18 protein-coding genes and 1 tRNA gene are annotated in these 22,832 nt (G+C 61.6%); 7 read left to right on the top strand and 12 right to left on the bottom strand.

What is annotated here, in order from left to right:
* Positions 1-74: 74 nt before the first annotated feature.
* From MUN81_RS12190 to MUN81_RS12175, 4 genes are all read right to left on the bottom strand, one after another.
* Entirely contained in the window at positions 75-1,232 is a 1,158-nt protein-coding gene (locus MUN81_RS12190) for a tetratricopeptide repeat protein (protein WP_245110739.1), read from the bottom strand.
* Positions 1,233-1,420: 188 nt separating this feature from the next.
* Positions 1,421-4,069: a DNA gyrase subunit A gene (gene gyrA, locus MUN81_RS12185; protein ID WP_245110738.1), complete on the bottom strand. Its 2,649-nt coding sequence runs from the start codon at positions 4,067-4,069 to the stop codon at positions 1,421-1,423.
* 145 nt (positions 4,070-4,214) lie between these two features.
* Positions 4,215-4,445 carry a hypothetical protein gene (locus MUN81_RS12180; protein ID WP_245110736.1) on the bottom strand — a complete coding sequence of 77 codons (231 nt, stop codon included), beginning with the start codon at positions 4,443-4,445 and terminating at the stop codon, positions 4,215-4,217.
* A gap of 64 nt (positions 4,446-4,509) precedes the next feature.
* Positions 4,510-5,157 carry an HD domain-containing protein gene (locus MUN81_RS12175; RefSeq protein WP_245110734.1) on the bottom strand — a complete coding sequence of 216 codons (648 nt, stop codon included), beginning with the start codon at positions 5,155-5,157 and terminating at the stop codon, positions 4,510-4,512.
* Positions 5,158-5,339: 182 nt separating this feature from the next.
* Between MUN81_RS12175 and MUN81_RS12170 the strand changes: the two genes are divergently transcribed.
* Positions 5,340-6,152 (top strand): phosphatase PAP2 family protein, encoded by an 813-nt coding sequence (locus MUN81_RS12170; RefSeq protein WP_245110732.1) that lies wholly within the window; start codon positions 5,340-5,342, stop codon positions 6,150-6,152.
* Positions 6,153-6,225: 73 nt separating this feature from the next.
* Here the strand turns inward: MUN81_RS12170 and MUN81_RS12165 are convergent.
* The 3 genes from MUN81_RS12165 to MUN81_RS12155 all read right to left on the bottom strand — a co-directional run bounded on the left by MUN81_RS12165 (position 6,226) and on the right by MUN81_RS12155 (position 9,542).
* A tRNA-Thr gene (locus MUN81_RS12165) sits at positions 6,226-6,298 on the bottom strand.
* Between the two features lie 126 nt (positions 6,299-6,424).
* On the bottom strand, positions 6,425-8,893 hold the full coding sequence (locus MUN81_RS12160; RefSeq protein WP_245110730.1) for a DUF349 domain-containing protein: 2,469 nt from the start codon (positions 8,891-8,893) through the stop codon (positions 6,425-6,427).
* Between the two features lie 91 nt (positions 8,894-8,984).
* Positions 8,985-9,542 (bottom strand): YqgE/AlgH family protein, encoded by a 558-nt coding sequence (locus MUN81_RS12155; protein ID WP_245110729.1) that lies wholly within the window; start codon positions 9,540-9,542, stop codon positions 8,985-8,987.
* A gap of 241 nt (positions 9,543-9,783) precedes the next feature.
* Here MUN81_RS12155 and pdxH point away from each other — a divergent pair, with 241 nt between their 5' ends.
* The 5 genes from pdxH (at position 9,784) to MUN81_RS12130 (ending at position 16,121) form a co-directional block, all read left to right on the top strand.
* Positions 9,784-10,434, top strand: coding sequence for a pyridoxamine 5'-phosphate oxidase (pdxH, locus tag MUN81_RS12150; protein WP_245110727.1), 651 nt, complete (start codon positions 9,784-9,786; stop codon positions 10,432-10,434).
* Positions 10,435-10,531: 97 nt separating this feature from the next.
* The gene (locus tag MUN81_RS12145; RefSeq protein ID WP_245110724.1) at positions 10,532-11,866 is read left to right on the top strand and encodes a DUF1015 family protein; all 1,335 of its coding nucleotides are present in this window, start codon (positions 10,532-10,534) and stop codon (positions 11,864-11,866) included.
* A complete protein-coding gene (locus MUN81_RS12140; protein WP_245110722.1) occupies positions 11,863-12,456 on the top strand; it encodes a Maf family nucleotide pyrophosphatase in 594 nt (197 codons plus the stop codon). Before MUN81_RS12145 ends, MUN81_RS12140 begins: the two co-directional genes overlap by 4 nt.
* A 12-nt stretch (positions 12,457-12,468) precedes the next feature.
* A complete protein-coding gene (locus MUN81_RS12135) occupies positions 12,469-14,217 on the top strand; it encodes a hypothetical protein (RefSeq protein ID WP_245110721.1) in 1,749 nt (582 codons plus the stop codon).
* Positions 14,218-14,252: 35 nt separating this feature from the next.
* Positions 14,253-16,121, top strand: a complete 1,869-nt coding sequence (locus tag MUN81_RS12130; protein WP_245110719.1) for a hypothetical protein — start codon at positions 14,253-14,255, stop codon at positions 16,119-16,121.
* A gap of 9 nt (positions 16,122-16,130) precedes the next feature.
* Here the strand turns inward: MUN81_RS12130 and MUN81_RS12125 are convergent, their stop codons facing one another.
* The 5 genes from MUN81_RS12125 to sdaAB all read right to left on the bottom strand — a co-directional run bounded on the left by MUN81_RS12125 (position 16,131) and on the right by sdaAB (position 21,503).
* Positions 16,131-16,556, bottom strand: a complete 426-nt coding sequence (locus tag MUN81_RS12125) for an EamA family transporter (RefSeq protein WP_245110717.1) — start codon at positions 16,554-16,556, stop codon at positions 16,131-16,133.
* Positions 16,557-16,562: 6 nt separating this feature from the next.
* On the bottom strand, positions 16,563-17,552 hold the full coding sequence (locus MUN81_RS12120) for an NAD(P)H-dependent glycerol-3-phosphate dehydrogenase (RefSeq protein ID WP_245110716.1): 990 nt from the start codon (positions 17,550-17,552) through the stop codon (positions 16,563-16,565).
* Positions 17,553-17,712: 160 nt separating this feature from the next.
* Positions 17,713-19,107 (bottom strand): efflux RND transporter periplasmic adaptor subunit, encoded by a 1,395-nt coding sequence (locus MUN81_RS12115; RefSeq protein ID WP_245110714.1) that lies wholly within the window; start codon positions 19,105-19,107, stop codon positions 17,713-17,715.
* A gap of 99 nt (positions 19,108-19,206) precedes the next feature.
* Entirely contained in the window at positions 19,207-20,748 is a 1,542-nt protein-coding gene (locus MUN81_RS12110) for a TolC family protein (protein ID WP_245110713.1), read from the bottom strand.
* A gap of 74 nt (positions 20,749-20,822) precedes the next feature.
* Entirely contained in the window at positions 20,823-21,503 is a 681-nt protein-coding gene (gene sdaAB / locus MUN81_RS12105; protein ID WP_245110711.1) for an L-serine ammonia-lyase, iron-sulfur-dependent subunit beta, read from the bottom strand.
* A gap of 256 nt (positions 21,504-21,759) precedes the next feature.
* On the opposite strand from sdaAB, the gene MUN81_RS12100 reads away from it, so the two are divergent.
* The gene (locus MUN81_RS12100) at positions 21,760-22,743 is read left to right on the top strand and encodes a tryptophan 2,3-dioxygenase family protein (RefSeq protein WP_348533134.1); all 984 of its coding nucleotides are present in this window, start codon (positions 21,760-21,762) and stop codon (positions 22,741-22,743) included.
* Positions 22,744-22,832 lie beyond the last annotated feature (89 nt).

Below are 22,832 nucleotides of genomic sequence, written 5' to 3'. Positions count from 1 at the left end.
ATATTATGTTAAGTTATTGGTTCCAATTAAGGCCAGCACATTAACGTACTGGCCTTAATTATCAAACCCATACCCTACTTACCCATTGAATCAAGCTTTGCGCTTAATTTCTGGGCATCAGCGGTGCGTCCAGTGTTAGCATAAGCCTTCTGCAAAGAAGAGATAACTGCCCGCTCATTAGGCTGAACCTGCATAGCCTTTTCAAAGTAAGGAATTGAAAGCTCAACGATTTTCTTGCCGTCAGCTTCCAGTTTCTTGCCCGACGCATTGTACGTCTTGAGGTCCATTTTGCGGGCCTTATTTACCATGTCAATGCCTTTGTTGAAATTGTAAACCCCGAGGTTAAACAAGGCATCAAAATTATTCGGGTCTAACTCAACTGCTTTTTTATAGTCAGCCTGGGCGAGTTCGGACTTCTTTTGCTGGTCATATAGTGAGCCGCGCACAGCATACAAGTTAGCGTTGCCCGGGTCGGCAATGATTGACTTGTTAATTTTCTCAATAGCGTCGCCACCCTTACCCGATGCCAACGACATGTTCAGGTCTTCCAACATGAAGGTCTTGTTGTTCGGGTACGCTGCTAGGGCCTGCTGCAACACTTTAGCCGCTTCAGCTTCGTCTTTCTGGGTTTTAGCCATTTGCAACAAGCGGGTATACAGGGAAACCGACTTGTAATTCATGCCCAACAACTGGTTGTAGCTGGCTTTAGCACCGGCGTAATCCTGCTTAGCCTCATAGGCATAGGCCGAATACAACACTGCCGTGGTGTCCTGGGGCTTCAGTTGCGAAGCCAGCTTGTAGTTAGCAATGGCCTTGTCGTACTCCTTTGCGTTGTAGCTGTTCACGGCATCGTTAAAGGCGTAACCGTATAGGTTGTCCATTTTCGCCACTGCCTGTTTGCCAAACTCGCCGGTTTTGGAATCGAGCTCAATCGTCTTGTTGTACGACTCAACCGCTTTCTGCAAGCCTTCGCCGGGCTGCAACTGCTTGCCATAAATCGGGCTTTCGAGCATGCCCTGATAGATTTCGCCACGCGTGTACCAGGTTTTGGCCTTGCCACTCGTTTTTTCGTTCGCAATGGCCTTATCGATTTCCACGCGAGCCTTGTCGAGCAATCCGGAGCGCTGATTGAGAATCGCATTGGTCACGGCCGACGTTTGCGCGGAAACCACAACGGGCACGCCAGCCGACAGCGAAGCGCCAATTGCGAAGGTCAAAAAAGTCTTCTTCATAAATGTTGGGAATGTGCCCGTTGTGGTGCCGGTGAAGCCTGCATGAGAACTTCTACTACAACCGGGGCGGAAAATGGAAAAAGGTAAATGATAAACCAGCAACGCAGCCGAAACGAACGCAGCGGGCCTTGAGTTCGCCAAAAATAAAGGAGGCGGCCCAAATGGACCGCCTCGCTCCTATTCAGCAATTATGCCAAATCGGCTTCTTCTTCCGAATCGTCATCCGATTCTTCTTCATCGTCGCCTTCGTCGTCCAGTTCTTCATCGTCCTCCACATCGTCTGCTTCATCAGCGTCCGCAATCAGAACGCTAGCGCTTGGCAGAGCACCGTCAGCACCTACGGCCCCATCGGCGCCCACGAGCACTGCAGTACTGGAGGCTTCTTCTTCCTTTTCTTCGGCTTCAACTTTAGCCACCGAAGAAATTTCGTCATTAGCGCTAATCTTGATGAGACGCACGCCTTGGGTTGCCCGACCAATGGTCCGCAGGTCGCTCATCCGCAATCGAATTGTAATGCCTGACTTGTTAATAATCATCAGGTCATCGCCGTCGTTCACGTCTTTGATGGCCACCAGATTACCGGTCTTTTCGGTGAGTTTCATGGCGCGCACGCCTTTGCCACCCCGCTTGGTCACGCGGTATTCTTCGAGCTGGCTGCGCTTGCCAAAGCCGTTTTCGCTCACCACCAGCAGTTCCTGCGTGGGGTCAGCCACGCACACCATGCCCACTACGCGGTTGCCGGGCACGTCTTCGAGGCGAATGCCCCGCACGCCGGCAGCCGAGCGGCCCATGGAGCGGGCTTCGCTCTCGTTGAAACGCACAGCCCGGCCGGTACGCGATGCCAGAATAACTTCCGCGTTGGGCGTGAGCAACTGCACGTCGAGAATGCGGTCGCCTTCGTTGATGGTGATGGCGTTGATGCCCGCCGTGCGGGGACGCGAATAGGCCTCGAGCGGCGTCTTCTTCACGGTGCCCTGCTCGGTGCAGAACATCAGGAAAGTATTTTCGAGGTAATCGGGGTCTTTCAGGCCACGCACGTTGAGCACGGAGCGCACCTTGTCTTCCCGCGGAATCTCGATGAGGTTCTGGATGGGCAGGCCTTTGGTGGCCTTCCCTCCTTCTGGCACTTCGTATACCTTCAGCCAGAACACCCGGCCCAGCTCGGTGAAGAACAGCAGATACTCGTGCGTAGTGGCCACAAACAAGTGCTCGGTGAAATCGTCCTTCTTCGAGATGGCCCCGCGCGAGCCGGCGCCGCCACGGCCCTGGGCGCGGTACTCATCCAGGTTGGTGCGCTTGATGTAGCCTTCGCGGCTGATGGTAATCACCATCGCCTCATCGGCAATCATGTCCTCGGTCGAGAAGTCCCCGCCCTGGTAGTTAATTTCCGTGCGGCGGGCGTCGCCATACCGCTCCCGGATGTCTTCGAGCTCGGTTTTGATGATACCGCGCTGCAAAACCTCCGATTCCAGCACCGACTTCAGGTAATCGATGAGCTTCATCAGCTCGTTGTACTCGGCCACAATCTTGTCGCGCTCCAGACCAGTAAGGCGCTGCAGGCGCATGTCAAGAATGGCGCGGGCCTGCACTTCACTCAGGGCAAAGCGCTCAATGAGTTGGCCACGGGCTACTTCAGGGTCGCGCGAGCCGCGGATGAGGGCGATGACCTCGTCCAGGTGGTCGAGCGCAATAAGCAGGCCCTCCAGGATGTGGGCGCGCTTCTGCGCTTCAGCCAGCTCGTACTTGGTGCGGCGAATGATGATTTCGGCGCGGTGTTCGACGAAGTAGTGAATGAGTTGCTGCAGGTTGAGCGTCATCGGGCGGCCCTTCACCAGGCACACGTTGTTGACGCCAAACGAGCTTTGCAGCTGCGTATACTTGAAAAGGTTGTTGAGCACCACGCTGGGCATGGCGTCGCGCTTCAGGTCGTAGACGATGCGCATGCCGTCGCGGTCCGATTCGTCGCGCATATCCGAAATGCCCTCAATCTTCTTTTCGTTGATGAGGGCGGCGGTTTTCTCAATCATCGACGCCTTGTTCACCATGTAGGGAATCTCGGTGACGACGATTTGCTCTTTGCCGGTTTTCGTGGTTTCGAAGGTGGCTTTGGCCCGCATCACCACGCGGCCGCGGCCGGTGTGGAATGCCTGCTTCACGCCCTCATAGCCGTAAATGATGCCGCCCGTGGGGAAGTCCGGGGCCGTCACGTACTGCATCAGCTCGTCCACGGTGATGTCCGGGTTATCGAGGTAGGCAATGATGCCGTTCACAACCTCCGTGAGGTTGTGCGGAGCCATGTTGGTGGCCATGCCCACGGCAATGCCCGAGGTACCGTTCACCAGCAGGTTCGGGAACTTGGCGGGCAGCACGCTGGGCTCTTCGAGGGAATCGTCGAAGTTGGGCTGGAAGTCGACGGTGTCTTTGTCGAGGTCGCCCAGCATTTCATCGGCAATGCGCTTGAGGCGGGCCTCAGTATAACGCATGGCGGCCGGCGAGTCACCGTCGACGGAACCGAAGTTACCCTGGCCGTCTACCAGCGGGTAGCGCAGGCTCCAATCCTGGGCCATGCGCACCATGGTGTCGTACACGCTGGTGTCGCCGTGCGGGTGGTATTTGCCCAGCACTTCGCCCACGATACGGGCCGATTTTTTGTAGGATTTGTTGTAGCCCACGCCCAGCTCGCTCATGCCGTAGAGCACGCGCCGGTGCACGGGCTTCAGGCCGTCTCGAACGTCGGGCAAGGCCCGGGAGATGATGACCGACATCGAATAGTCGATGTAGGCGCCCCGCATCTCGTCTTCGATGTTTATCGGAATGATTTTTTCGCCTTCCGCCATTGAGGGGGTTGATAGGCGACCAAATAAATACCCCTAAAAGGTACTTTTTAGCCGCAGGGTGAATGGTTCTTTATACGCACGCGAAGATACGACAAAAAGGCCACAACGGCAAGCGCTGTGGCCTTTTTAGGGACATCGAGTAGGACTATTTCAACGTCTTGCTCTTGTCCTGCGGATTCTTCCCGCCCTTGGGATTATACGTCTTGATTTTCTGCCCGATTGCGGGGTTCTGCATCTTCCAGAACGGTTGGCCGTGGTACTTCACGCCGCTGTGCAGGTGCACCTTGCGGGTGTGGCAGGACTCGATGGGGCACGTGCGGCAGCCCACGGCCAACAGCAGCAACAAACACGGAAACAAACGGAGCAGCAACTTCATGGCACAAAGGTAGCGGATGGGGCGAGCGGCGGCCCCGAGTTTAGCGACAGGACTCCCTGCTATATCAGACTTTGCCGTCCCATTCGGCCAAAAACTGGGCCACAAAACCTTCCATGTAAGCGTGGCGCTGCTCGGCCACGGCTTTGCCAGCGACGGTGTGCATGCGGTCCTTGAGATGTAGCAGTTTTTCGTAGAAGTGATTGAGCGTGGGCGCAGTGTTCTGCTGGTAGCTGGCAAAGCTGTCGTGCGCCACGGGCGCTACGGCGGGGTCGTGCAGGGCGCGGCCTTTGTGGCCGCCGTAGGCAAATGCCCGCGCAATGCCCACGGCGCCAATGGCATCGAGCCGGTCGGCATCCTGTACTAGCGCCGCCTCAATAGACGACACCGGCGTAGCTACGCCCAGCCCCTTAAAGGACACTTCCCGAATAATGGTTTCGACGCGCGCAATCAGGGCCTCGTCGGCGCCCTGGCCCAGCAGCCATTCCCGGGCCGCACGGGGGCCAGCCTCGTAGTCGCCACCGTGGAACTTCCAGTCGGCAATGTCGTGTAACAACGCGGCCAGTTCGGTAACCTCGGCATTGGCTGCCGGCGATTCCCGGGCCAGGTGGCGCGCCATCAGCCAGACGCGGCGGATATGCGCCCAATCGTGCCCACTGCCCTCACCGGCAAATTTCTCCTCCACAAAAGCGGCAGTTTTGGTAATTAAATCCATTCGAAAAGTAAGTCAAGTTGCGAGCGGTCCAGCTTCGTTGCGCAAGCCGCTTGCCGAGTTTTCCGGTCCGGCAAAAGTACTGGAACGGGCTCTGCCCACCCTCCCACGGCTTGGCCCAACTGCAAAAAATAAAAATCGCCGGCCCTCCCCTGTTTACTTCGCGCTGAGAAACCTGTATTGCTATGACCCCACTGTTTCGAAAGCTACTGGCCGTGGCTTTTTTCCTGCCCTTGGGCGCGCTGCCTGAGCACGCCCTGGCTCAAACCCCACAAACGGCTCCCGCCGACACCACCCACAAATACGAAAACCCCGGCGGCGTTTCGCAGGGCAAAAAGCCCTTCCTGAAAAGCAAGGGCTTTCGAGCGGCCATTGTGCCGGCAGTGCTCATCGGCTACGGCGCTAGCACCATCAACGGCCATGGCTTTTACAGCTCGTATGACGCCCACAACGACATTCGGCGCGTGTTTGGGAGCTACCGCACCCACGTCGACGACTACCTGCAATGGGCTCCTTATCTAGAAATTGGAGGCGTATTGCTCGCGGGCGTCGACTCGCGCGATGACCGGGTGAACCTAGCGCTTATTGTGCTCAAAAGCGAGGCCATCATGCTGTCTACCGTGTACGTGATGAAAACCCTCACCGCAATAGAACGCCCCGACCAATCCAATAACCTGTCGTTTCCATCAGGGCACACGGCGCAGGCGTTTCTGGCGGCCAGCATCGTGCACACCGAGTTCAGGGACAAAAGCCAGTGGTACGGCATCGGGGCCTACACCATTGCCACGAGCGTGGCCGCCCTGCGCATGATTAACGACAAGCACTGGCAGAGCGACGTGGTGGCCGGCGCAGGCGTGGGCATCCTCTCCGCTCACCTGGCTTACCTGAGCCACCGCAACCGCTGGGGCCGCAAGCCCATCGGGCGCGAGGTGAGCGCCGTGCCGCTCTGGAGCCCCTCAGGCGGCATGGGCCTGAGCGTGACGTGGCGCCCAAAATAAGGCTCTCCTCAAGCAAAGAAAAGCCCGGCAAACGCTCTTCCAGGAGAAGAAGTTTGCCGGGCTTTTGCCTGTGAGCCGCCTGTCGGACTCGAACCAACGACCCTCTGATTACAAGTCAGAAGCTCTACCAACTGAGCTAAGGCGGCTGTTTGGTGGCACAAAAGTACGCCGGGTGCCACACTTATGCCAGCCAAAACCTGACTATTTCACAAAAAAAGGCCCGCCAAAAATCTCGGCGGGCCTTTTTGATTTACTGAGGTGTGATACGGGCCTTAGCTGCGAATCATCTTCAGCTGTTTTTTGAGGGCTTCGATGCGCTTCTGCCCTTCGGCGATACGGCCCTGGTACTCCTCGCGGAGCTGGTTCGCGTTTTTCGAGCGAGCAAAGAAATCGAGGTTGGTTTGCAGGGTGGCCGCATCATTTTCCAGCTCGTTGATTTCCTTGCGAAGGGCCATTTCCTTACGGGTAAGCTGCTGCTGGGCGTGCGGACGCGCTTTGAGGCGGGCCACTTCGGTCTGGAATAGCAAGTTTGTGCGGTCTTCGTAGCTAAGGCCGGGCACGTGGTCGAGGTACTTGCCCAGTAGGCTAAGCAGTTGCTCTTCGCTGCGGTCGGCGGTGCCGCGGGTGGGCTGGTCATCAGTGGGGTCGAATTCGGTGGCCCAGCCGGTCAAGATTTCGCGGAAGCCTTCCAGCGAGCCGGGACTGTCGGCAGTGAGGGTGTTCACCTGCTCGGCAATCTTGTCGAGATGGGCGGTTTGCTCAACTGATGCCTGCTGCACTTTCTCCTCGCGCTGGCGGGCTTCCTGCTTCGGACGCTCAAACACGGCGTCGCAGGCGGCGCGGAAGCGGTGCCATAGCTTGTCGGCCAGCTTGTCGGGCACGCGGCCCACGTCTTTCCACTCCTTCTGCACGCGGATGATGACCTGGCGGGCGGCGTCGTGGTCGGGGTTGTTCTGGGCCTCCTCGGCCTGGTCGATGAGCGCCTGCTTGGCTTTCACGTTGGCCGACTTCTCGTTGTCGAGGGACTTAAAAAAGTCGTTTTTACGGTTGAAGAAAGCTTTGTAAGCAGCCCAATACTGTTTGTTCAGCGCGTCGGCTTGGGCGCGGGGCACGAGGCCGGCGGCTTCCCATTCGGCTTTGATTTCCTGCAACTCGTCGGTTTTCGAGCGCCACAGGTTCACGCGGTCAGTCTCGAAGGTGGCGAAGGGCAGCACGCGCTCCAGCAGGGCCTGCTTTACCACGAGGTTGGCTTTTTCCTGAGTGGAGCGCTGGTCTACGAACTCCTTGCGGCGCTGATGCAGCACGTCGGAAGCAGCAATGAAACGCTGCCACAGCGGTTCGCGCTGGTCGTTAGGCACAGGACCGATGTTTTTCCAGTCCTCGTGCAGCTTGGTCAGCTCGTCCAAGGCCTTGTTGATGCCGGGGGCCTGAGCCAGGGCCTCGGCGCGCTTAATGAGGGCTTCCTTGGCTTCCAAGTTGCGGCGGCGGTCCAGGTCCTTCATCTGCAGGAACTGGCCCTGCTTGCTGTAATAAATGTCGAGCAGACCGTGGTAGGTGTCCCAGATGCTCTGGCTGTCAGACTGCGGTACAGCGCCAGTGGCTTTCCACTCGGCCTGCAAGGCCTTCAGCTTGGCAGAGCTGTCCTTCGTTTCGGCGGCTTCCACCAGCCCACGCAGCTGGTCGAGCAGCTGGCGTTTTTTCACGAGGTTGTCGGCGCGGCTGGCGTCTTCGGCTCTGGCGTCTTTCGCGCGGTTTTCGCGGAACTCCTGCAACGCCTTGTTCAGCTCCTGATGGCCTTCGGGCTGCTGGAAGGCAAAAGCTTCGGCGCCTTCACCCCCTTCAGCAAACTTTTGCCGGGCGGCGCTGCGGGCCAGGCCCACGTTGGCCTCGTACTGGCGCGTGAGGTCCTGAATCTGCTTGCGGTGGCGGCGGGCATCGGGCCGGCGAATCAGGCCAACCAGATAAGCAGCCTGCGCGGGCAAATCGAGCGAAGTGAAGTCAGGCACGGCCAGCTCGGCCGCTTCTGCTTCGCCACCTTCGGCGGTGCCGGCGTCCCCCGTGGGTTCCTGACCAGCCTCAATGGCGGCCACGTCGGCCGGAGCCGCGTTCAGCGGGGTTTCTTCCGACGTAGTAAGATGCGCCACCCCCTCGGGAGCCGATTCCAAATCTTCGGCGGCGTGCAGGGCCACAGTGGGCGCCAGGGCCGCGTCTTCAACTGAAGCTGCTTCTCCGGTGCCGCTGAGGCTGGTTTCGGGGTCGGCAATGGGTGCCGGCGTGGCGCTGGCAATCTGCTCCTGGGCCGGCAAGGCTTCGGGCTCAGGCGTTGCCACCGGCGCCTCGGCTGTGGCGGCCATTTCGGCACCGTAGTGGGCCACCGCGCGGGCCTGCGGTGCCGACATGTCGTGGCCATCCGGCGTTACGGAGTCGGGCACGTGGGTCGCGGTTTCAGCGGCTGCGGCCGCTTCGGGCGTGCCGGGGGCTGGGGCGCTGCCGGGGGCGGGCGCTGCCGGTGCTTCCGGGGCCGCTTCGGCGGTGCCGGCACCAGCGGGCTCACTTTCGGGCAAGGCGGGCGTGCCTTGAGCAGGCAGCTCGGTCTGGCTCGTGCCGGGTGTGGGAGTTTCCGTGCTGGCAGCGCGGCCCTGAATCTCGGCCAGGCGGCGTTGCAAAATGGTCATCCGGTCTTCGGCCGACGCGTCGGCGCCGCCGGCTTGCGGGGCAGTGGGGTTTTCTTCAGCAGCCATAGAACTTCGTAAAAGCCAGCCCCGCGACGGAGGCCAGAGCAGCGCGCAAAAAAAGAGTGGAATAAAACAAATTTAGGGCTTCAGCAACCCATTAGTTCAGGCGAGGGTCGACGGGATAGTTGGACAGCACCTTGTAGCGGCCGCCTTTTTCCCGCAAAATGTCTCGCCAAAAGGCATCAGATGCCAAAGTAAACACTTTCCCGGCGCTTGCGGGATGCCGTATCCAACTACCGCCCTGCATTTCGGCAGCAAGCTGGCCCGCCGACCAGCCCGAATAGCCCGCAAAGAGGCGCACGTCGTCGGCCGGCACCACGCCGCTGGCGAGCAGGCCCAGCAGCAGCTCAAAGTCGCCGCTCCAGTACACGTCCTGACCCAAATCGATGGCCCCGGGGAGGTCGGCGCGCCGGTGCAGGTAGTGCAAGGTATTGGGCTCCACGGGGCCGCCTACGTAAATGGGGAGAGCGCCCGCCGCCGAGGCTGCCTCCGCCGGCAGGTCGAGTACATCGGCCAGCGTCAGGTTGGTTTGGCGGTTCAGCACAAGGCCGAAGGAGCCATCTTCGGCCTCGTCGCGGCACAGCAATACCACGCTGCGCTCAAAATTGGGGTCGCCCAGAAAGGGCTGGGAGATGAGCAGGGTTCCGGGACGCATAAAATTTCAGAGGGTAAACGGGCCCGGGCGCCACTACAGGCTCATGGGGCCGCCGTGCGGGATGATAACGAAAGCGGAACGGCAGCACGCCGGCCTTTGGAGTCAGTCGTAACTTGCAGCGCCTTGCCCCGGCCCCATGGGTTAAACAAGACTGTAGCTTGGCCAAAAATGTTCCTTTTGGGCTTGTACGTAATGCCCACGCCGGCTGCCCACCCAAGGGCGGCCCAAAGTAAAAAACGCCATGATAGACCCACAGCTAGCTGACCTGCGCAAAACCTACGCCCAACGCACCCTGTCCGAAGCCGATGTGCTGCCCGATGCCGTGGCGCAGTTCCGCGTGTGGCTGGACGAGGCCTTGGCGGCGCAGGTAGACGAGCCCACCGCCCTCACCCTGAGTACCGTGGGCACCAACGGTCAGCCCTCGTCGCGGGTGGTGCTGCTGAAGGGCCTGCCCGAAAACGCCGGCTTTCTGTTTTACACCAACTACGATTCGCGCAAGGGTCACGAGCTGGAAAGCCACCCGCTGGCGGCCATCAATTTTTTCTGGCCCGGGCTGGAGCGGCAGGTGCGCGTGGAAGGCCGCATCGAAAAGGCACCCGAGTCCATGTCAACCGAGTATTTCCAGAGCCGCCCACGCAGTAGTCAGGTGGGCGCCTGGGCCTCGCCCCAAAGCCAGGTCATCGGCAGCCGCGAGGAACTCGAAGCCCGCGAAGCAGAAGTATCCGACCGGTTTCACGACCAGAACCCGTTGCCACGCCCGCCGCACTGGGGCGGCTACATCCTTCGACCCCAGCGCATCGAGTTTTGGCAGGGACGACCAAGCCGCCTGCACGACCGCATCGTGTATGAGGTGACCGGCGGCAGCTGGCAGCGCAGCCGCCTGGCCCCGTGAGGTCGATGAGGAATGCAGCATGAGGGCGAAGAATTTTATTCGGTCCTGATTCGAGCAAATCCTCGTTTTTTATTCCTCATTCCACATTCAACTAGTCTTGGCCGAAATTCAACCCCTGCGTGGTTGGCGCTACAATCCAACGCTGAGCGCCCACATCGATGACTTTGTTTCGCCGCTGTTCGACGTGGTGTCGCCGAAACAGCGCGAGGCATTGTACCGCAACCCGCTGAACTCGATTCACCTCTCGGTGCCGCGCGGCGACGATGCCGCCGCGGCCGCGGCATTGCGCCTGCAGGAATGGAAAGCCACGGGCGTGCTGCGGCAGGACCAGCTGCCCGGCATATATGCCTACTACCAGTACTTCCGGCTGCCGGGCAGCACGCGGGAATATTGCCGCAAAGGCTTCATGTGCCACATCCGGGCCTACGACTGGGACGAGGGCGTGGTGCTGCGGCACGAAAACACCCTGCCGGCCTCGGTGAACGACCGGGCCGAACTGCTGGCGCGCACCGAATTTCAAACCAGCGCCACCCACGGCCTGTACCGCGACGAGGACTACGAGCTGGAAACCTACCTGGACGAGGCCATGCGCTCGCCGCTCTACGAGACCGAGGAAGACTACCAGGGCGCGCGCGACGTGCTGGCCGTAATTCAGGATGCGGCCATCATCCGGCGCTTTCAGCAGGTGCTGGCCAGCCGGCAGGTGATTCTGGCCGATGGCCACCACCGCTACGAAGGCTCCCTGGCGTATCGGCAGGCCCGGGAACTGGCCGCCGCTGGCGAGGCCACCGGCCGGGAGCCCTGGAACTACCACCTGATGTACCTCACCAATTCGGCCGCCGACGACCTGCGCATTCTGCCCACGCACCGGCTGCTGCTGGCGGTGCCCTCGGGCGAAGCGGTAGCGGACCTGCTGCCGAAGCTGGCGGAATACTTCGTGGTGACACCCAAGGAAGACGCCAACGACCTGCCCGAAATCATTGCCGGCAAGCCGTGGGCCTTTGGCCTGTATGCGGGTGGGCAGGCCTATAAGCTCCGCCTCAAGCCCGAAGTGCACGCCCAGCTCAATTGGCCCACCACCGAGGAGGTGAAAGCCCTGGACCTGACGGTGCTGCACTTTTTTGTATTTGAACGGGTGCTGGGCATTGTCGGGCCCGATGCCCAGCGGGCCTGGCCGGGCGTGGCCTACGTGCGCAGCTTTGCCGAATGCCTGCAGCGCGTGGACCGCGGGGAGGCCCAGGCGGCCTTCATTGTGAACGAGGTGAGCATGGCCGAGGTGGAAGCGGTGTGCCATTCCGGCGCCGTGATGCCCCCCAAATCGACGTTCTTTTACCCCAAAACCATCGGTGGCTTCCTGTTTAGCAGCATCGCCGACGAAGAAGCTGGCAACGAGTTTGCCGACTATTTCCACACCCCGCTCCTGCCCTCGTGAAACTGATTTTAGCCTCCAACTCGCCCCGCCGCCGCCAACTCCTCTCCGACCTGGGCCTGCCCTATGAAGTGCGCCTGGTGGACGTGGACGAGGATTTTCCGCCCCACCTGCGGCGCGCCGAGGTGGCCGAGTTTCTGGCTGCTCGGAAAGCGTCGGCCTACGTGGCCGGCCTGGCGCCCGACGAAGTGGTGCTCACCGCCGACACCATTGTGTGTCTCGACGATGACGTGCTCAACAAACCCGCCGACGTGGCCGAGGCCACGGCCATGCTCACCCGCTTGCAAGGGCGCGCCCACGACGTGTTTACGGGCGTGTGCCTGCGCTGCGGCGACGGCCGTGAGGTGGTATTCTCTGACCAGACCACGGTGCACTTCCGTTCGCTGAGTTCGGCCGAAATTGCCCATTACATCGCCACGGCCCGCCCCTTCGACAAGGCCGGGGCCTACGGCGCCCAGGACTGGATAGGCATGGTGGGCGTGACGCGGCTGGAAGGGTCATATTTTAACGTGATGGGGCTGCCCGTGCACCGGGTGTGGGCGGAGCTGGAGGCGTTGGGCGCGCTGCCCGTGCTGGCGCCTGCCCATCTTTAACCCTGCCGCCGCATGCGCCTGATTCTGCTGGTAGCCGCACTGGGTGCACTGGCGATAAGTGCCCTACTGGCGCTGATATATGGGTTTGGTGCATCGGCTGCGGTAGCGCACCTTGGGCAGGTCGCATATTTTGAGTATTACCCGGACGGCCCGCAATACCTCGCGGTGCCGGCTTCGGACGGGGCATTGGGACTGCTGCGCGGCGGTATTTGGACGGTGATAGCCGGCAGTGCGACAGCTAGTGTACTCATGCTTCGCAAGGCTGCATTTCGGGCAGAAGGACGGTACCTGAAACAGGAAGCCGGACATGCCTACCAGGCGCTGAGATGCACCATAACGCAGCTGCCAAGGGCGCAAAGGGCATTGGGCGCGGCGGTGCTACTGGGTTTGCTGGGCCTGCAACTGGGTTGGCTGCTTACTGATTCGCTGAGCCCCGATGAGCTGGTTTCGTACGATGCTTTTGTGCACCAGGGGCCCGTGGCCATCACCAGCTTCTACCCCATCCCCAACAACCACCTATTCTACAACCTGCTGTGCTGGCCGCTAAAGCTGCTGCTGCCAGGCCAGGCGCGCCTGATTATGCGGCTGCCTTCGCTGCTGGCGGCCACGCTTGGCACGGGCATGGGCTACCTCTTGCTCACGCATTATCGCGGGTTTCGGGTGGCCACACTGGCCACGGCTTTGTTCGGGCTGAGCACGGTAAGCCTCACGTATGCAGCCTCCGGCCGGGGCTATTTTTTGCAGCTTACCTGCCTGCTGGCCGCTTTTTTTGCCGTGTACTGCCTGGTCACGCAGGGCGGTTGCCGACGCCTGGCCTGGGCCACGTTCATTCTTGGCAGCACCGCCGGCTTGTATACCGTGCCGACGTTTGCGTTGCCCCTGCTGGCGCTGGCGGCCGGCTTGCTGGTGGCATCCGCTCGTGCAGCTGCCTCGCAGCGGGAGCTCATTACCCAAACCGGCGCGGCGTTTCTCACCATTGGCCTGCTCACGGCGCTGCTGTACTTTCCGGTGGGCTGCATTTCGGGCTGGACGCGCTTACTGGCCAACCGCTACTTGCAAGCACACTCCCTGGCAGCCTTTCTCATTTCGAGCAAAGCCTACCTGTACGAGGCGGCGGGGCTACTGTATGGCCCGCCCCGCGGCGCGCTGCTGCTGTGGGCGGCGCTGACGCTGGGCACGCCGGCGGTACTGGCCCGCGCCGAGGTTGGACCCCGAGCCCGGTGGCTGGCGGGGCTGTGCTGGGCGCTGGTACTGGTGCCGGTGCCCCTGATGCTGGCCAGGCAGTTTTACATCCCGGCGCGCGTGTTGCTGTTCACCACCTATTTTTTGTACGTGCTGCTGGCGCTGGCCGCCGACTGGGCCTGGCGCCAACAGGCACGTCGCTGGCTTAGCTTGGTAGCCACCGGGGCAATCATGGTAATTTTTGCGGTGAAGCTGATGGCCATCGTAGCGCAGGTGCCGGTGTTGCTTCGCAGCCGGGCGCGGGCACAGGAGGTGGCCCGGGCGTACACCTGGCTTAGCCGGCAGCCGGCCGGGCCGGTGTTTGTGGGCGCGTCTTACCACGGCCTGCTGTTTTATCACCTGGGCCTGCTTGAACATCGGTCCCTCCCACTGCACTATGCGCCCCGTGGCCCAATGCGCTACGTGGTGTGGGGCAAAGACCAGCCCAACTCGCTGCCCGAATGGGCTAAAAGCCTACCCCTGCAGCCCGGCTACTCCGATGAAATGGTTTTCATCTACCGCCTGCCTTCAGCAAAATAAGCCACGCACGGTGCACGCTCCCCTTACAAACTGACATGTTGCCCGATTCCCCCGCTCCTACCTATTCCCATGCGCCCGCGTCCGTCTCTACCGATGCCGAGGCCCCCGCGTCATCGTTTTTTTTGCTGTGCGGGCTGGCATTGCTGGGTATATGTGCTGGTTTTGCCGCCATGGTGCTGCACCACACTACCTGGCAGGCGGCCCGGCAGCTGGATGCCATTTTCCCCTTTTATACCTGGCGCACCCGGCCATTTTCGGCCCGGGAGCTGACGCAGGCCTGGCAGTGGCTGGCGGCACTGGCAGCCGGTTGTGGCGCGAGTGCCGGGCTGCTGGCGGCGCTGCCCGCCGTCCGGCGAGAGCTTCGCGCCCTGTGGCTGAGCTTGCGGGCCGCCACTGGCGCGCTTTGGCAGACGGCGCATGCGTTGACCCCGCGCCAAAAACGCTGGGCTCTGTGGGGACTGACCGCCCTCACCGGGTTGCGCGCATACCTCAGCCTGGCCTCCGTCACGCCCGAATACGACGATGCGGCCTCGTACACCCTCTTCGTCAGCCAGGGCCTGTTTGCCACGGCCAGCTACTATCCGCTGCCCAACAACCACGTGCTGTCGAATGTGCTCAGCTGGCTTTTCTACCAAGCAAGTCCGAGCTTCTGGTGGACCATGCGGCTGCCGGTGCTGCTCACCACCACGGCCGTCACGGTGCTGATGTTCGTGGGGTTGCTCCACCGCCGGCTGGCATTTCGCCCGGCATTAATGGCGGTGCTGCTCTTTAGCCTCTCCAAACTGAGCATATATCATTCCTCGGTGGGGCGAGGCTATTGGCTGCTCACGGGCTGTGCTGTAGTCATGTTTTTTGTCACGCTGGCATTAGCCGCCAAAACCCGGGCACCCCGCGCCGCTTGGGCACTGCTACTGGTAAGCGGCATTTGCGGCACCTATGCCGTGCCCACGTTTGCCGTGGTCATGGCCTCGGCTTACTCGTGGCTGGGCCTGAGCTTTCTGCGCGAAAAAGCCCGGGCCGACCTGCTGCGCTTGGTGGTTGTGGGAACCACGACGGTAGCGGCAACCCTGCTTTTGTATGCGCCGGTGCTGTTTGTCTCGGGGCCGGCCATCTTTTTCGGTAATGGCTTTGTGGCGCCGCGGCCCTTCGCCGAGTTTGTGGCGGGCCTGCCGGCATACTTGTGGCAAACGGAGGGGTTTCTGGTGGGCCAGATAAAGGCCGGCGCCGTGCTCACCGTTTTGGGCGGCGCCACGGCCATCGTGCTGCTCCGACGGGCCTGGCAAGGCCAGCTACCGTCCGCGCAAACCGCCTGGTGGGCAGGTCTGGCGCCGGCCGCTTTCTGGTTTTGCGCTGTTCCCTACGTTGTGCTGATTGCTCAACGCGTGTTTGCGCCGGGCCGCACCTTGCTCTACAAAGGGCTATTTTTCTTCGTTGTGCTGGCCATGGTGGTGGAATGGCTGCTGCGGCAGCCGCGGCAGTGGAAAGCCCTGCGTCCAGCGCTGGCCGTGGCCGCCCTGGCCTGGACGGGCTACCAGTTCATCAGCCTGTGGCGCGACAATCGCATCCCGCAGCAGCACAATGCCGACTACCACGCCGCCTATGCCTGGTTGGCGCAGCAGCCCCGTGGGCCCGTGCTGGTGCCCGAGCCCACGCACAGCATTTTCCTGCGCCTCTATTTCCGGTCGGAGCTGCCCGGCCAGCCCTGGCAGCTCGACGGCCGCCCCGTACCCGGGCGCGCCTATCCCTACGTTGTGGCTTTCCCCAACAAGCGGGGGTATTTTCAGCCCCGGTTCAGCTTCGCGCCGGCTTTTCGCAACACCGAAGTGGAGATTTATCGCGTGCCCGTTACCGGACCTGCGCCCGCCGGGCTGCCCCCCTATTGGTATCTCAATGAAGATTTGTAGGCAACGCGCCTAGCCCCGCGCCAGCAGCGCGATGCCCACCACCACCAGCACCAAACCCAGGGCCTGGGGCAGGGCCAGGCTTTCGCGCAGCACGGCCAGCCCGAGTAGCGCCGTAAGCAGCACCGAGCCGCCCACTATCACGGGCGTGCCCACCGACGACGACACGCCCCGCTGAAACACCACAAACGTGAGGATTTCGGCTAGGCCCACGCCCAAGCCCGCCAGTGCCGCCAGCCCGAGCCCCTTACCCGACACGGCCAGCGGCTGGCCGTCCAGCTTTAGCTTCAGCAGCCACGCCGCGCCCAGGGCGGCCGCTACCAACTGTAGCACCACGGCTCCCAACGCCGGTGGCAGATGGTTCGACGCCAGCTTGATGAAGAAATTGTAGAGCGCCAGGCACAGGGCGGTCAGCAGCGCAAGAGGCAACCAGTTCATATGAGGTTAGCGCAGCTTCTCTTTCAGAATCTCCAGCTCCACGGCCGGCGCGATGCGCTCGTAGAGGATGTTGAAAGCGGCTTCGGTGATGGGCATGTTCACCTTTAGCTTCTTGTTAAGCTCGTGAATGGACTTGACGGCGTAGTAGCCCTCGGCCACCATGTTCATTTCCAGCTGGGCGGATTTTACGGAATAGCCCCGGCCCACCATGCTGCCGAAGGTGCGGTTGCGCGAAAACTGCGAATACGCCGTCACCAGCAAGTCGCCGAGGTAGGCCGAAGCCGACAAATCACGCGGTTGCGGGTTAATGGCCTGCAGAAAGCGTCGAATTTCCTGCACCGCGTTGCTCACCAGCACGGCCAGAAAATTGTCGCCATAGCCCAGGCCGTGCGCTATGCCGCCGGTGAGGGCAATAATGTTTTTCATCACCGCGCAGTACTCAATGCCGTCGAGGTCGGCGGCCGGGTGCGCGCTCACGAAACGGTTCCGCAGCAGCTCGCAAAACTCCAGCGCCAGCCCCGCGTCGGGCGAGCCAATGGTGAGGTAGCTCTGCTTTTCCAGGGCCACTTCCTCGGCGTGGCAGGGCCCGGCTATCACGCCCAACTGGTGCCGGCCCAGCCGAAACCGCTCGGCTACGTAGTCGGTCACGAGCTGGTTTTTGCTCGGAATCATGCCCTTGATGGCCGAAATCACGCGCTTGTGCTTGAGGGCGTCGCGGTCCAGCTTGTCGAGCACCGGCTGCACAAAGGCAGCGGGCACGGCCAGCACCAACCAGTCAGCTTCCTCAATGGCTTCTTCCAGGTCGGTGGTCGGATACACGCGGTTCAGGTCGAACTGCACGGCCGAGAGGTAGCGGGGGTTGTGGCGGGTGCGCAGCAGGTGCTGCACGTCGTCCTTCGAGCGCAGCCACCAGTCGAGGCGGGCGCCGTTTTCGCTGAGGATTTTGGTGAGGGCGGTGGCCCAGGAGCCGCCGCCGAGCATGGCGATTTTTTCCAAGTGGGTGGGAATTGAAGGTAGTAGTTGGAACGTCAGGACGCCACGTCAAACAAACGCGAAGCATCTTGCCCGCAGCAGTAATTGCATTACTTCAGCAGTAAAGATGCTTCGCGTTGGCTCTGCATTAGGTTTTCGGCGGCCAATCGGCCCCGGACCCGGCTTATTTGCCTTCGTCCGAATCGTCTTTCAGGGCTTCTTTGTTGAGGGACTTTTCGTCTTTGATGTCCACCGTGGCCTTGTCTTTAAGGGTTTTGGCCACGGCGCGGAAGGGTCCGCTCACTACCTGGTCGCCGGCTTTCACGCCGCTCAGAATTTCGATGTTCTGGAAGTCGCTGATGCCGGTTTTCACGGGCGTCATTACGGCTTTGCCGTCGCGCACCACAAATACCACCTCCTGAATTTCGGGCTTGGGACCGGCTTTTTCGTCGGCGGCCATGGCCGCGCCGTTGCCGCGGCCCGCAATCTTCTCGTTCTTCTTCAGCGCCGACGAGTCCGACCGAGTGGTCACGGCGGCCAGGGGCACGCTCAGCACGTTGCTTTTGCGGTCGGTGATGATGTCCACCGAAGCCGTCATGCCCGGGCGGAAAGGCACGATGGTTTGGCCGCGCACGGTGCGCAGCAGGTGTTTGTAGCTTTCGGGCAGCAGGCGAATGCGCACCTCAAACTCGGTCACGGCTTCGGCCGTGAGGGCGTCTTTGGCGGTGTTGGCAATGTTGGTGACCAGGCCGCGGAATTTCTCGTCCTTGTTGCTGTAGGCGTCCACCTCCACTTCCACCGAGTCGCCGAGGTTCACGTTGTTCACGTCGTTTTCGTTCACGTTCACGCGCACCTCCATGTTGTTGAGGTTGGCAATGCGCATGATTTCGGTGCCGGCCATTTGGGTGGTGCCCACCACGCGCTCGCCTTTCTTCACGTTGAGCTTGCTCACCGTACCGCTTACCGGCGCGTAGATGGTGGTTTTGTTGAGGTTTTTGCGGGCTTCTTCCAGCGAGGCCGACGCCGCACTCACGGTGCTCTGCGACGCCCGAATCTGTTGCCGGGCGCTGTTTATTTCTTCCTGCGAGGCATTGTAGGCCGCCTGGCTGGCTTCGTAGTCGGCCTGCGAAATAACTTTTTGCTTGTACAGCGAGGCGTTGCGGCGGTAGGTGAGCTCGGTTTGCTTGGCCGAAGCCAGCAGCTGCTGCAGGCGGGCCTGGGCCTGCCCCACGTTGGCGCGCTGCGTGCCCACCTGGGCGCTTTGCACGTTCACCAGGGCCTGGTAGTTATCGGGCCGGATGCGGAGCAGCAGCTGCCCTTTGCGCACGGAATCGCCTTCCTGCACGTAGAGCTCGATGATTTCGCCCGACACGTCGGGCGAGATTTTCACTTCGGTTTCGGGCTGCACCTTGCCCGAGGCGCTCACTTTCTCCACAATGTTGGCGGGGCCGGCTTTGGCCACCAGTACTTCCACGCCGCCGGTCTTGCCCACCCAGCCTTTTTTCTTGGCCACGGTGTAGCCCACCAGGCCCACCACGATGATGCCGAGCAGAATGTAGAGTAATCGGTTGTTTTTCATGAAGGCGTAATCTGTTCAGTAAGTAGGTATTCAGTTTGCAGAAGGTGTGGCGAAAAGGCCGGACGCGGGCCGCCACCAGGCCGCCCTCGCCCGGCTCGGTTACAGCGTCAACGGCTTGCCCTGATAGAAATCGAGCACCTTGCGCCGGAAGATGTAGCTGTACTTGGCCTGAATGCGGTTCGACTCGGCAAACGTCAGGTTGTTTTTGGCGATGTTGAACTCCGTGCCATTGAGCAGGCCGTTGTTGAAACGGATTTCCGAGTTGCGCTGCGTGAGCGTGAGGGCGGCCACCTGCCGCTTGGCCGCGGCGTACTGCAGCTGGGCGGCGCGGGCGTCGGCGTAGGCCTGCTCGATGCTCTGGCGCAGGGTGAGGCGGGCCTGCTCGGCGCGTACCGACTGGGCCTTCTCGTTGATGATGGCGCGCTGCACGCCGGTGCGCACCTGCAGGCCGTTCAGAATGGGCACGTTGAGCTGGAACTGGATTTGCTGGCCCAGGTTTTGGTTCAGCTGGTCCCAGAATCCCTGCGGCAGACTCAGGATGTTGCGCTGGTACGTGGTGACGGTGAGCGGGGTCTGCACGCCGCCGTTGTTCACGTAAAAAGTGGTGCGGCGGGCCGTCGAGTCGTTGCTCACCGACGTGACCGTGCGCACCGACGAATAGCCCGTAAACACCTGTCCCGTGAGGGCCAGGCGCGGGTAGTAGCCGCCGCGGGCCAGGTCGGTGCCCCGGCGGGCGCTTTGCACCCGGAGCTCAGCCGCCCTGATTTCGGGGAGCCGGCCGGCGGCGGTTTGGTACGTCGCGTTTAAATCCAGGGCCAGGGCGCCCTCCTCGTCGGGGTCGGGCAGCTGGGGCACTTCGATGGCGAACCCGGCCGCGTTGGCCGGGTCGATGTTCATGAGCTGCAGCAACGACAGGCGGGCCAGGTCGGCTTGGTTCTGGGCCGTCACCACGTTCAGCTCGTCGGTGGCCAGCTGCGACTGGCTGTCGAGCAAGGTGCTTTCGGGAATGCTGCCGGCCTTGAGCAGAATTTTGCTGCGCGTAATCTGGGCCTGGTCGCTTTCCACGCGCGTTTGGTTGGCGCGCACCAGCTCCTGGGCCAGCACCAGCTGCAAAAACGCCGACGCCACGTTCAGACTCAAATCATTGCGGGCCTTTTCGATGTCGGCCAGGCTGGCTTTGTAGTCCAGGTCGTTGCGCTTGATGGTGTTGCGCAGCTGGAAGCCCTGAAACAGCGTGACCTGAGCAATGCCGGCCAGGTTGTTGGCCCGCACGGTGTTGCTTTGAAACTCGAAGGTGAGCGGGTTCACGCTGGTGCCGTACTGCCACGACTGCGAGCCGCTCAGGTTGGCCGAGGGCAGCAGCGCGGCGCGGCTCTGGCGCAGTATCTGCTGATTGTTCTGGGCCTGCAGCTCGCTCAGGCGCACGTTCAGGTTGTGGGCCAGGGCGTAGTCCACGGCGCTTTGCAGCGACCAGGGGCCCGTGGGCAGTGCCTGGGCCGTGCCACTGGGCGCTGCCGCGGGCGGCGCACCCGGCACGGCCGGCGTTTGTTGGGCCCGGGCGGCCGGCGCCAGCGCCAGCGCGCCTGCCAAACCGGCCAGCAGCCCGTGCTTCATCGAAGCGGGAAGGGTCAGTCGTTTCATTTTGCAGAAAAGTGTTTTAGTCGGAAGTAGCAGTGTTGTAATCGGCAAGGTGCCATTTTTATTACCCGGCCGGTCTATTCCAGCGTGGGAATGTAGGTGATGCGCTGCACCCAGCTCAGCTGGCGCAGGTACTGCAGCGTGATTTCTTTGATGGGGCTGTCCATCTCAATGAACTGACGGGCCGCGTCGTTGCGCCCCTTGCGGCTCACAAACATGGTGGCGATGTTGCATTGGTCGTGGGCAATGACCGAGGCGATGAAAGCAATGGAGCCCGGCACGTCGTGGGCATCAATGATGAGCGTGTGCAGCGCGCCCGAAAAATCGGCCGGAAAGCCGTCGACTTCCACAATGCGAATGACCCCGCCGCCGCGGCTCTGGCCCACCACTTCCACGCGGTGGCCGGTGGCGCCGTCCAGCAGGTTCAGCTTGATGGTGTTGGGGTGCATGGTGGAGGCATTGCCCACGCTCTGAAAGGTGTAGCGCAGGCCAGCGGCCGCGGCGTGGTCGAACGCCGTGCGGATGCGCGTGTCGTCGGGTGCGTAGCCCAGCAGGCCCGCCACAATGGCGCGGTCGGAGCCGTGGCCCTCGTAGGTGCGGGCAAACGAGTTGTAGAACGTGATGACGGCCTCGGTGGGCACGGCGCCCAGAATGCGAATGGCGGCGCGCGCAATGCGCACCACGCCAGCCGTGTGCGACGAGCTGGGCCCAATCATCACGGGACCAATCATATCAAAAATGCTGGATTTCTCGGCCATGTAGTTGCGCCGCGCGCTACGGTTGGGGGCTTAAAAGTAGCGGATGGGGCCCAAATCTACCGCCGCGCCCTCCTTTCGCCGCCGCGGCCAGCGCCGCGCTCCCGCCAAAACAGCCGCCCCAAACGCGGCCTAACCGCCACCGTAGCCAAATGTTCGGCACGCCGCCTAAATCGGTGGCTTGCAACCTCAGTATTTTGTCGATATTTGCCCTGCCTCCACCCAGGCAATTCCCTCCCATCATTACCCCTCTTTTTTTATGTCCGACGTTCCCACCCCGGACGAATTTTCCCCAGCCGTGCTGGCTCAGCTCCGACGGCTGCAGGATAAATACGTTCCCGACGGCCAGGACCTGGCCGCCTACCTCGAAGGCCTTTACCACGCCAAATACATCAACTACTGGGATTATATCGAGCTAGACACTTTACTCTCCCTTCAGCGCCCGCTCACCAACCTGCCCGATGAGCGGATTTTTATCATGTACCACCAGATTTCGGAGCTGTATTTCAAGCTCTGCCTCTGCGAGTACGAGCAAATCGGCAACCTGCAGGCCCCCACACTGGGCGAAGTAGTGCTGCGCCTGGGCCGCATCAACCGCTACTTCGAAAACCTCATCGACTCGTTTGATGTGATGGTCGACGGCATGGACAAGCAGCAGTTTCTCGACTTCCGCATGGCCCTCATGCCGGCCTCGGGCTTCCAGAGCGTGCAGTACCGCATGATTGAGATTGCCAGCACGGCCCTCGAAAACCTGACCGACCAGGTGAAGCGCCAAACGCTGGGCGAGGCTTCGGCCCACGATTTCGACCAGCTGCTGGGCTGCATCTACTGGAAAGCCGGGGCCACAATCGAGGCCAGCGGCGCCAAGGCCCTCACGCTGATAGAATTTGAGCGCAAGTACACCGCCGACCTCGTGCGCCACGCCGCCGCCTACCACGACCGCAACGTGTGGGCCGTGGTGCAGCGCCTGCCCGAGGAAGACCGTCACCACCCCCGCCTGCTGCGCGCCATGCGCCAGCTCGACGTGAGCGTGAACGTGAACTGGCCATTGATGCACTTCAAATCGGCGGTGCGCTACCTGCACCGCAACCCCATCGATGTGGCCGCCACCGGCGGCACCAACTGGCGCAACTACCTCCCCCCAAATTCCAGCGCCGCATTTTCTACCCCCAACTCTGGAGCGCCCAGGAGCTCGAAGACTGGGGCAAAGGCTGGGTGGAAAGCGTGCTCGAAGAAGGCGTAGGCGCGCTCTAGCTTTTTAAGCCTCTGGTAAAATGGCCGGCAATGCCCAACCGAAGCTTCGGTTGCGGGCATTGCCGGCCATTGCTGCGT

Origin of the sequence: Hymenobacter sp. 5317J-9 (assembly GCF_022921075.1) — a bacterium.
GTDB lineage: Bacteria > Bacteroidota > Bacteroidia > Cytophagales > Hymenobacteraceae > Hymenobacter.
Note: the sequence above shows the minus strand (reverse complement) of the source record. Positions and strands in the feature narration are given on the sequence as shown.

Bases quoted from the DNA above. Each gene is read 5' to 3' on its own strand.
- MUN81_RS12190 (WP_245110739.1), bottom strand. From the start codon at position 1,232: ATGAAGAAGACTTTTTTGACCTTCGCAATTGGCGCTTCGCTGTCGGCT.
- gyrA (WP_245110738.1), bottom strand. From the start codon at position 4,069: ATGGCGGAAGGCGAAAAAATCATTCCGATAAACATCGAAGACGAGATG.
- MUN81_RS12180 (WP_245110736.1), bottom strand. From the start codon at position 4,445: ATGAAGTTGCTGCTCCGTTTGTTTCCGTGTTTGTTGCTGCTGTTGGCC.
- MUN81_RS12175 (WP_245110734.1), bottom strand. From the start codon at position 5,157: ATGGATTTAATTACCAAAACTGCCGCTTTTGTGGAGGAGAAATTTGCC.
- MUN81_RS12170 (WP_245110732.1), top strand. From the start codon at position 5,340: ATGACCCCACTGTTTCGAAAGCTACTGGCCGTGGCTTTTTTCCTGCCC.
- MUN81_RS12160 (WP_245110730.1), bottom strand. From the start codon at position 8,893: ATGGCTGCTGAAGAAAACCCCACTGCCCCGCAAGCCGGCGGCGCCGAC.
- MUN81_RS12155 (WP_245110729.1), bottom strand. From the start codon at position 9,542: ATGCGTCCCGGAACCCTGCTCATCTCCCAGCCCTTTCTGGGCGACCCC.
- pdxH (WP_245110727.1), top strand. From the start codon at position 9,784: ATGATAGACCCACAGCTAGCTGACCTGCGCAAAACCTACGCCCAACGC.
- MUN81_RS12135 (WP_245110721.1), top strand. From the start codon at position 12,469: ATGCGCCTGATTCTGCTGGTAGCCGCACTGGGTGCACTGGCGATAAGT.
- MUN81_RS12130 (WP_245110719.1), top strand. From the start codon at position 14,253: ATGTTGCCCGATTCCCCCGCTCCTACCTATTCCCATGCGCCCGCGTCC.
- MUN81_RS12125 (WP_245110717.1), bottom strand. From the start codon at position 16,556: ATGAACTGGTTGCCTCTTGCGCTGCTGACCGCCCTGTGCCTGGCGCTC.
- MUN81_RS12115 (WP_245110714.1), bottom strand. From the start codon at position 19,107: ATGAAAAACAACCGATTACTCTACATTCTGCTCGGCATCATCGTGGTG.
- MUN81_RS12110 (WP_245110713.1), bottom strand. From the start codon at position 20,748: ATGAAACGACTGACCCTTCCCGCTTCGATGAAGCACGGGCTGCTGGCC.
- sdaAB (WP_245110711.1), bottom strand. From the start codon at position 21,503: ATGGCCGAGAAATCCAGCATTTTTGATATGATTGGTCCCGTGATGATT.
- MUN81_RS12100 (WP_348533134.1), top strand. From the start codon at position 21,760: ATGTCCGACGTTCCCACCCCGGACGAATTTTCCCCAGCCGTGCTGGCT.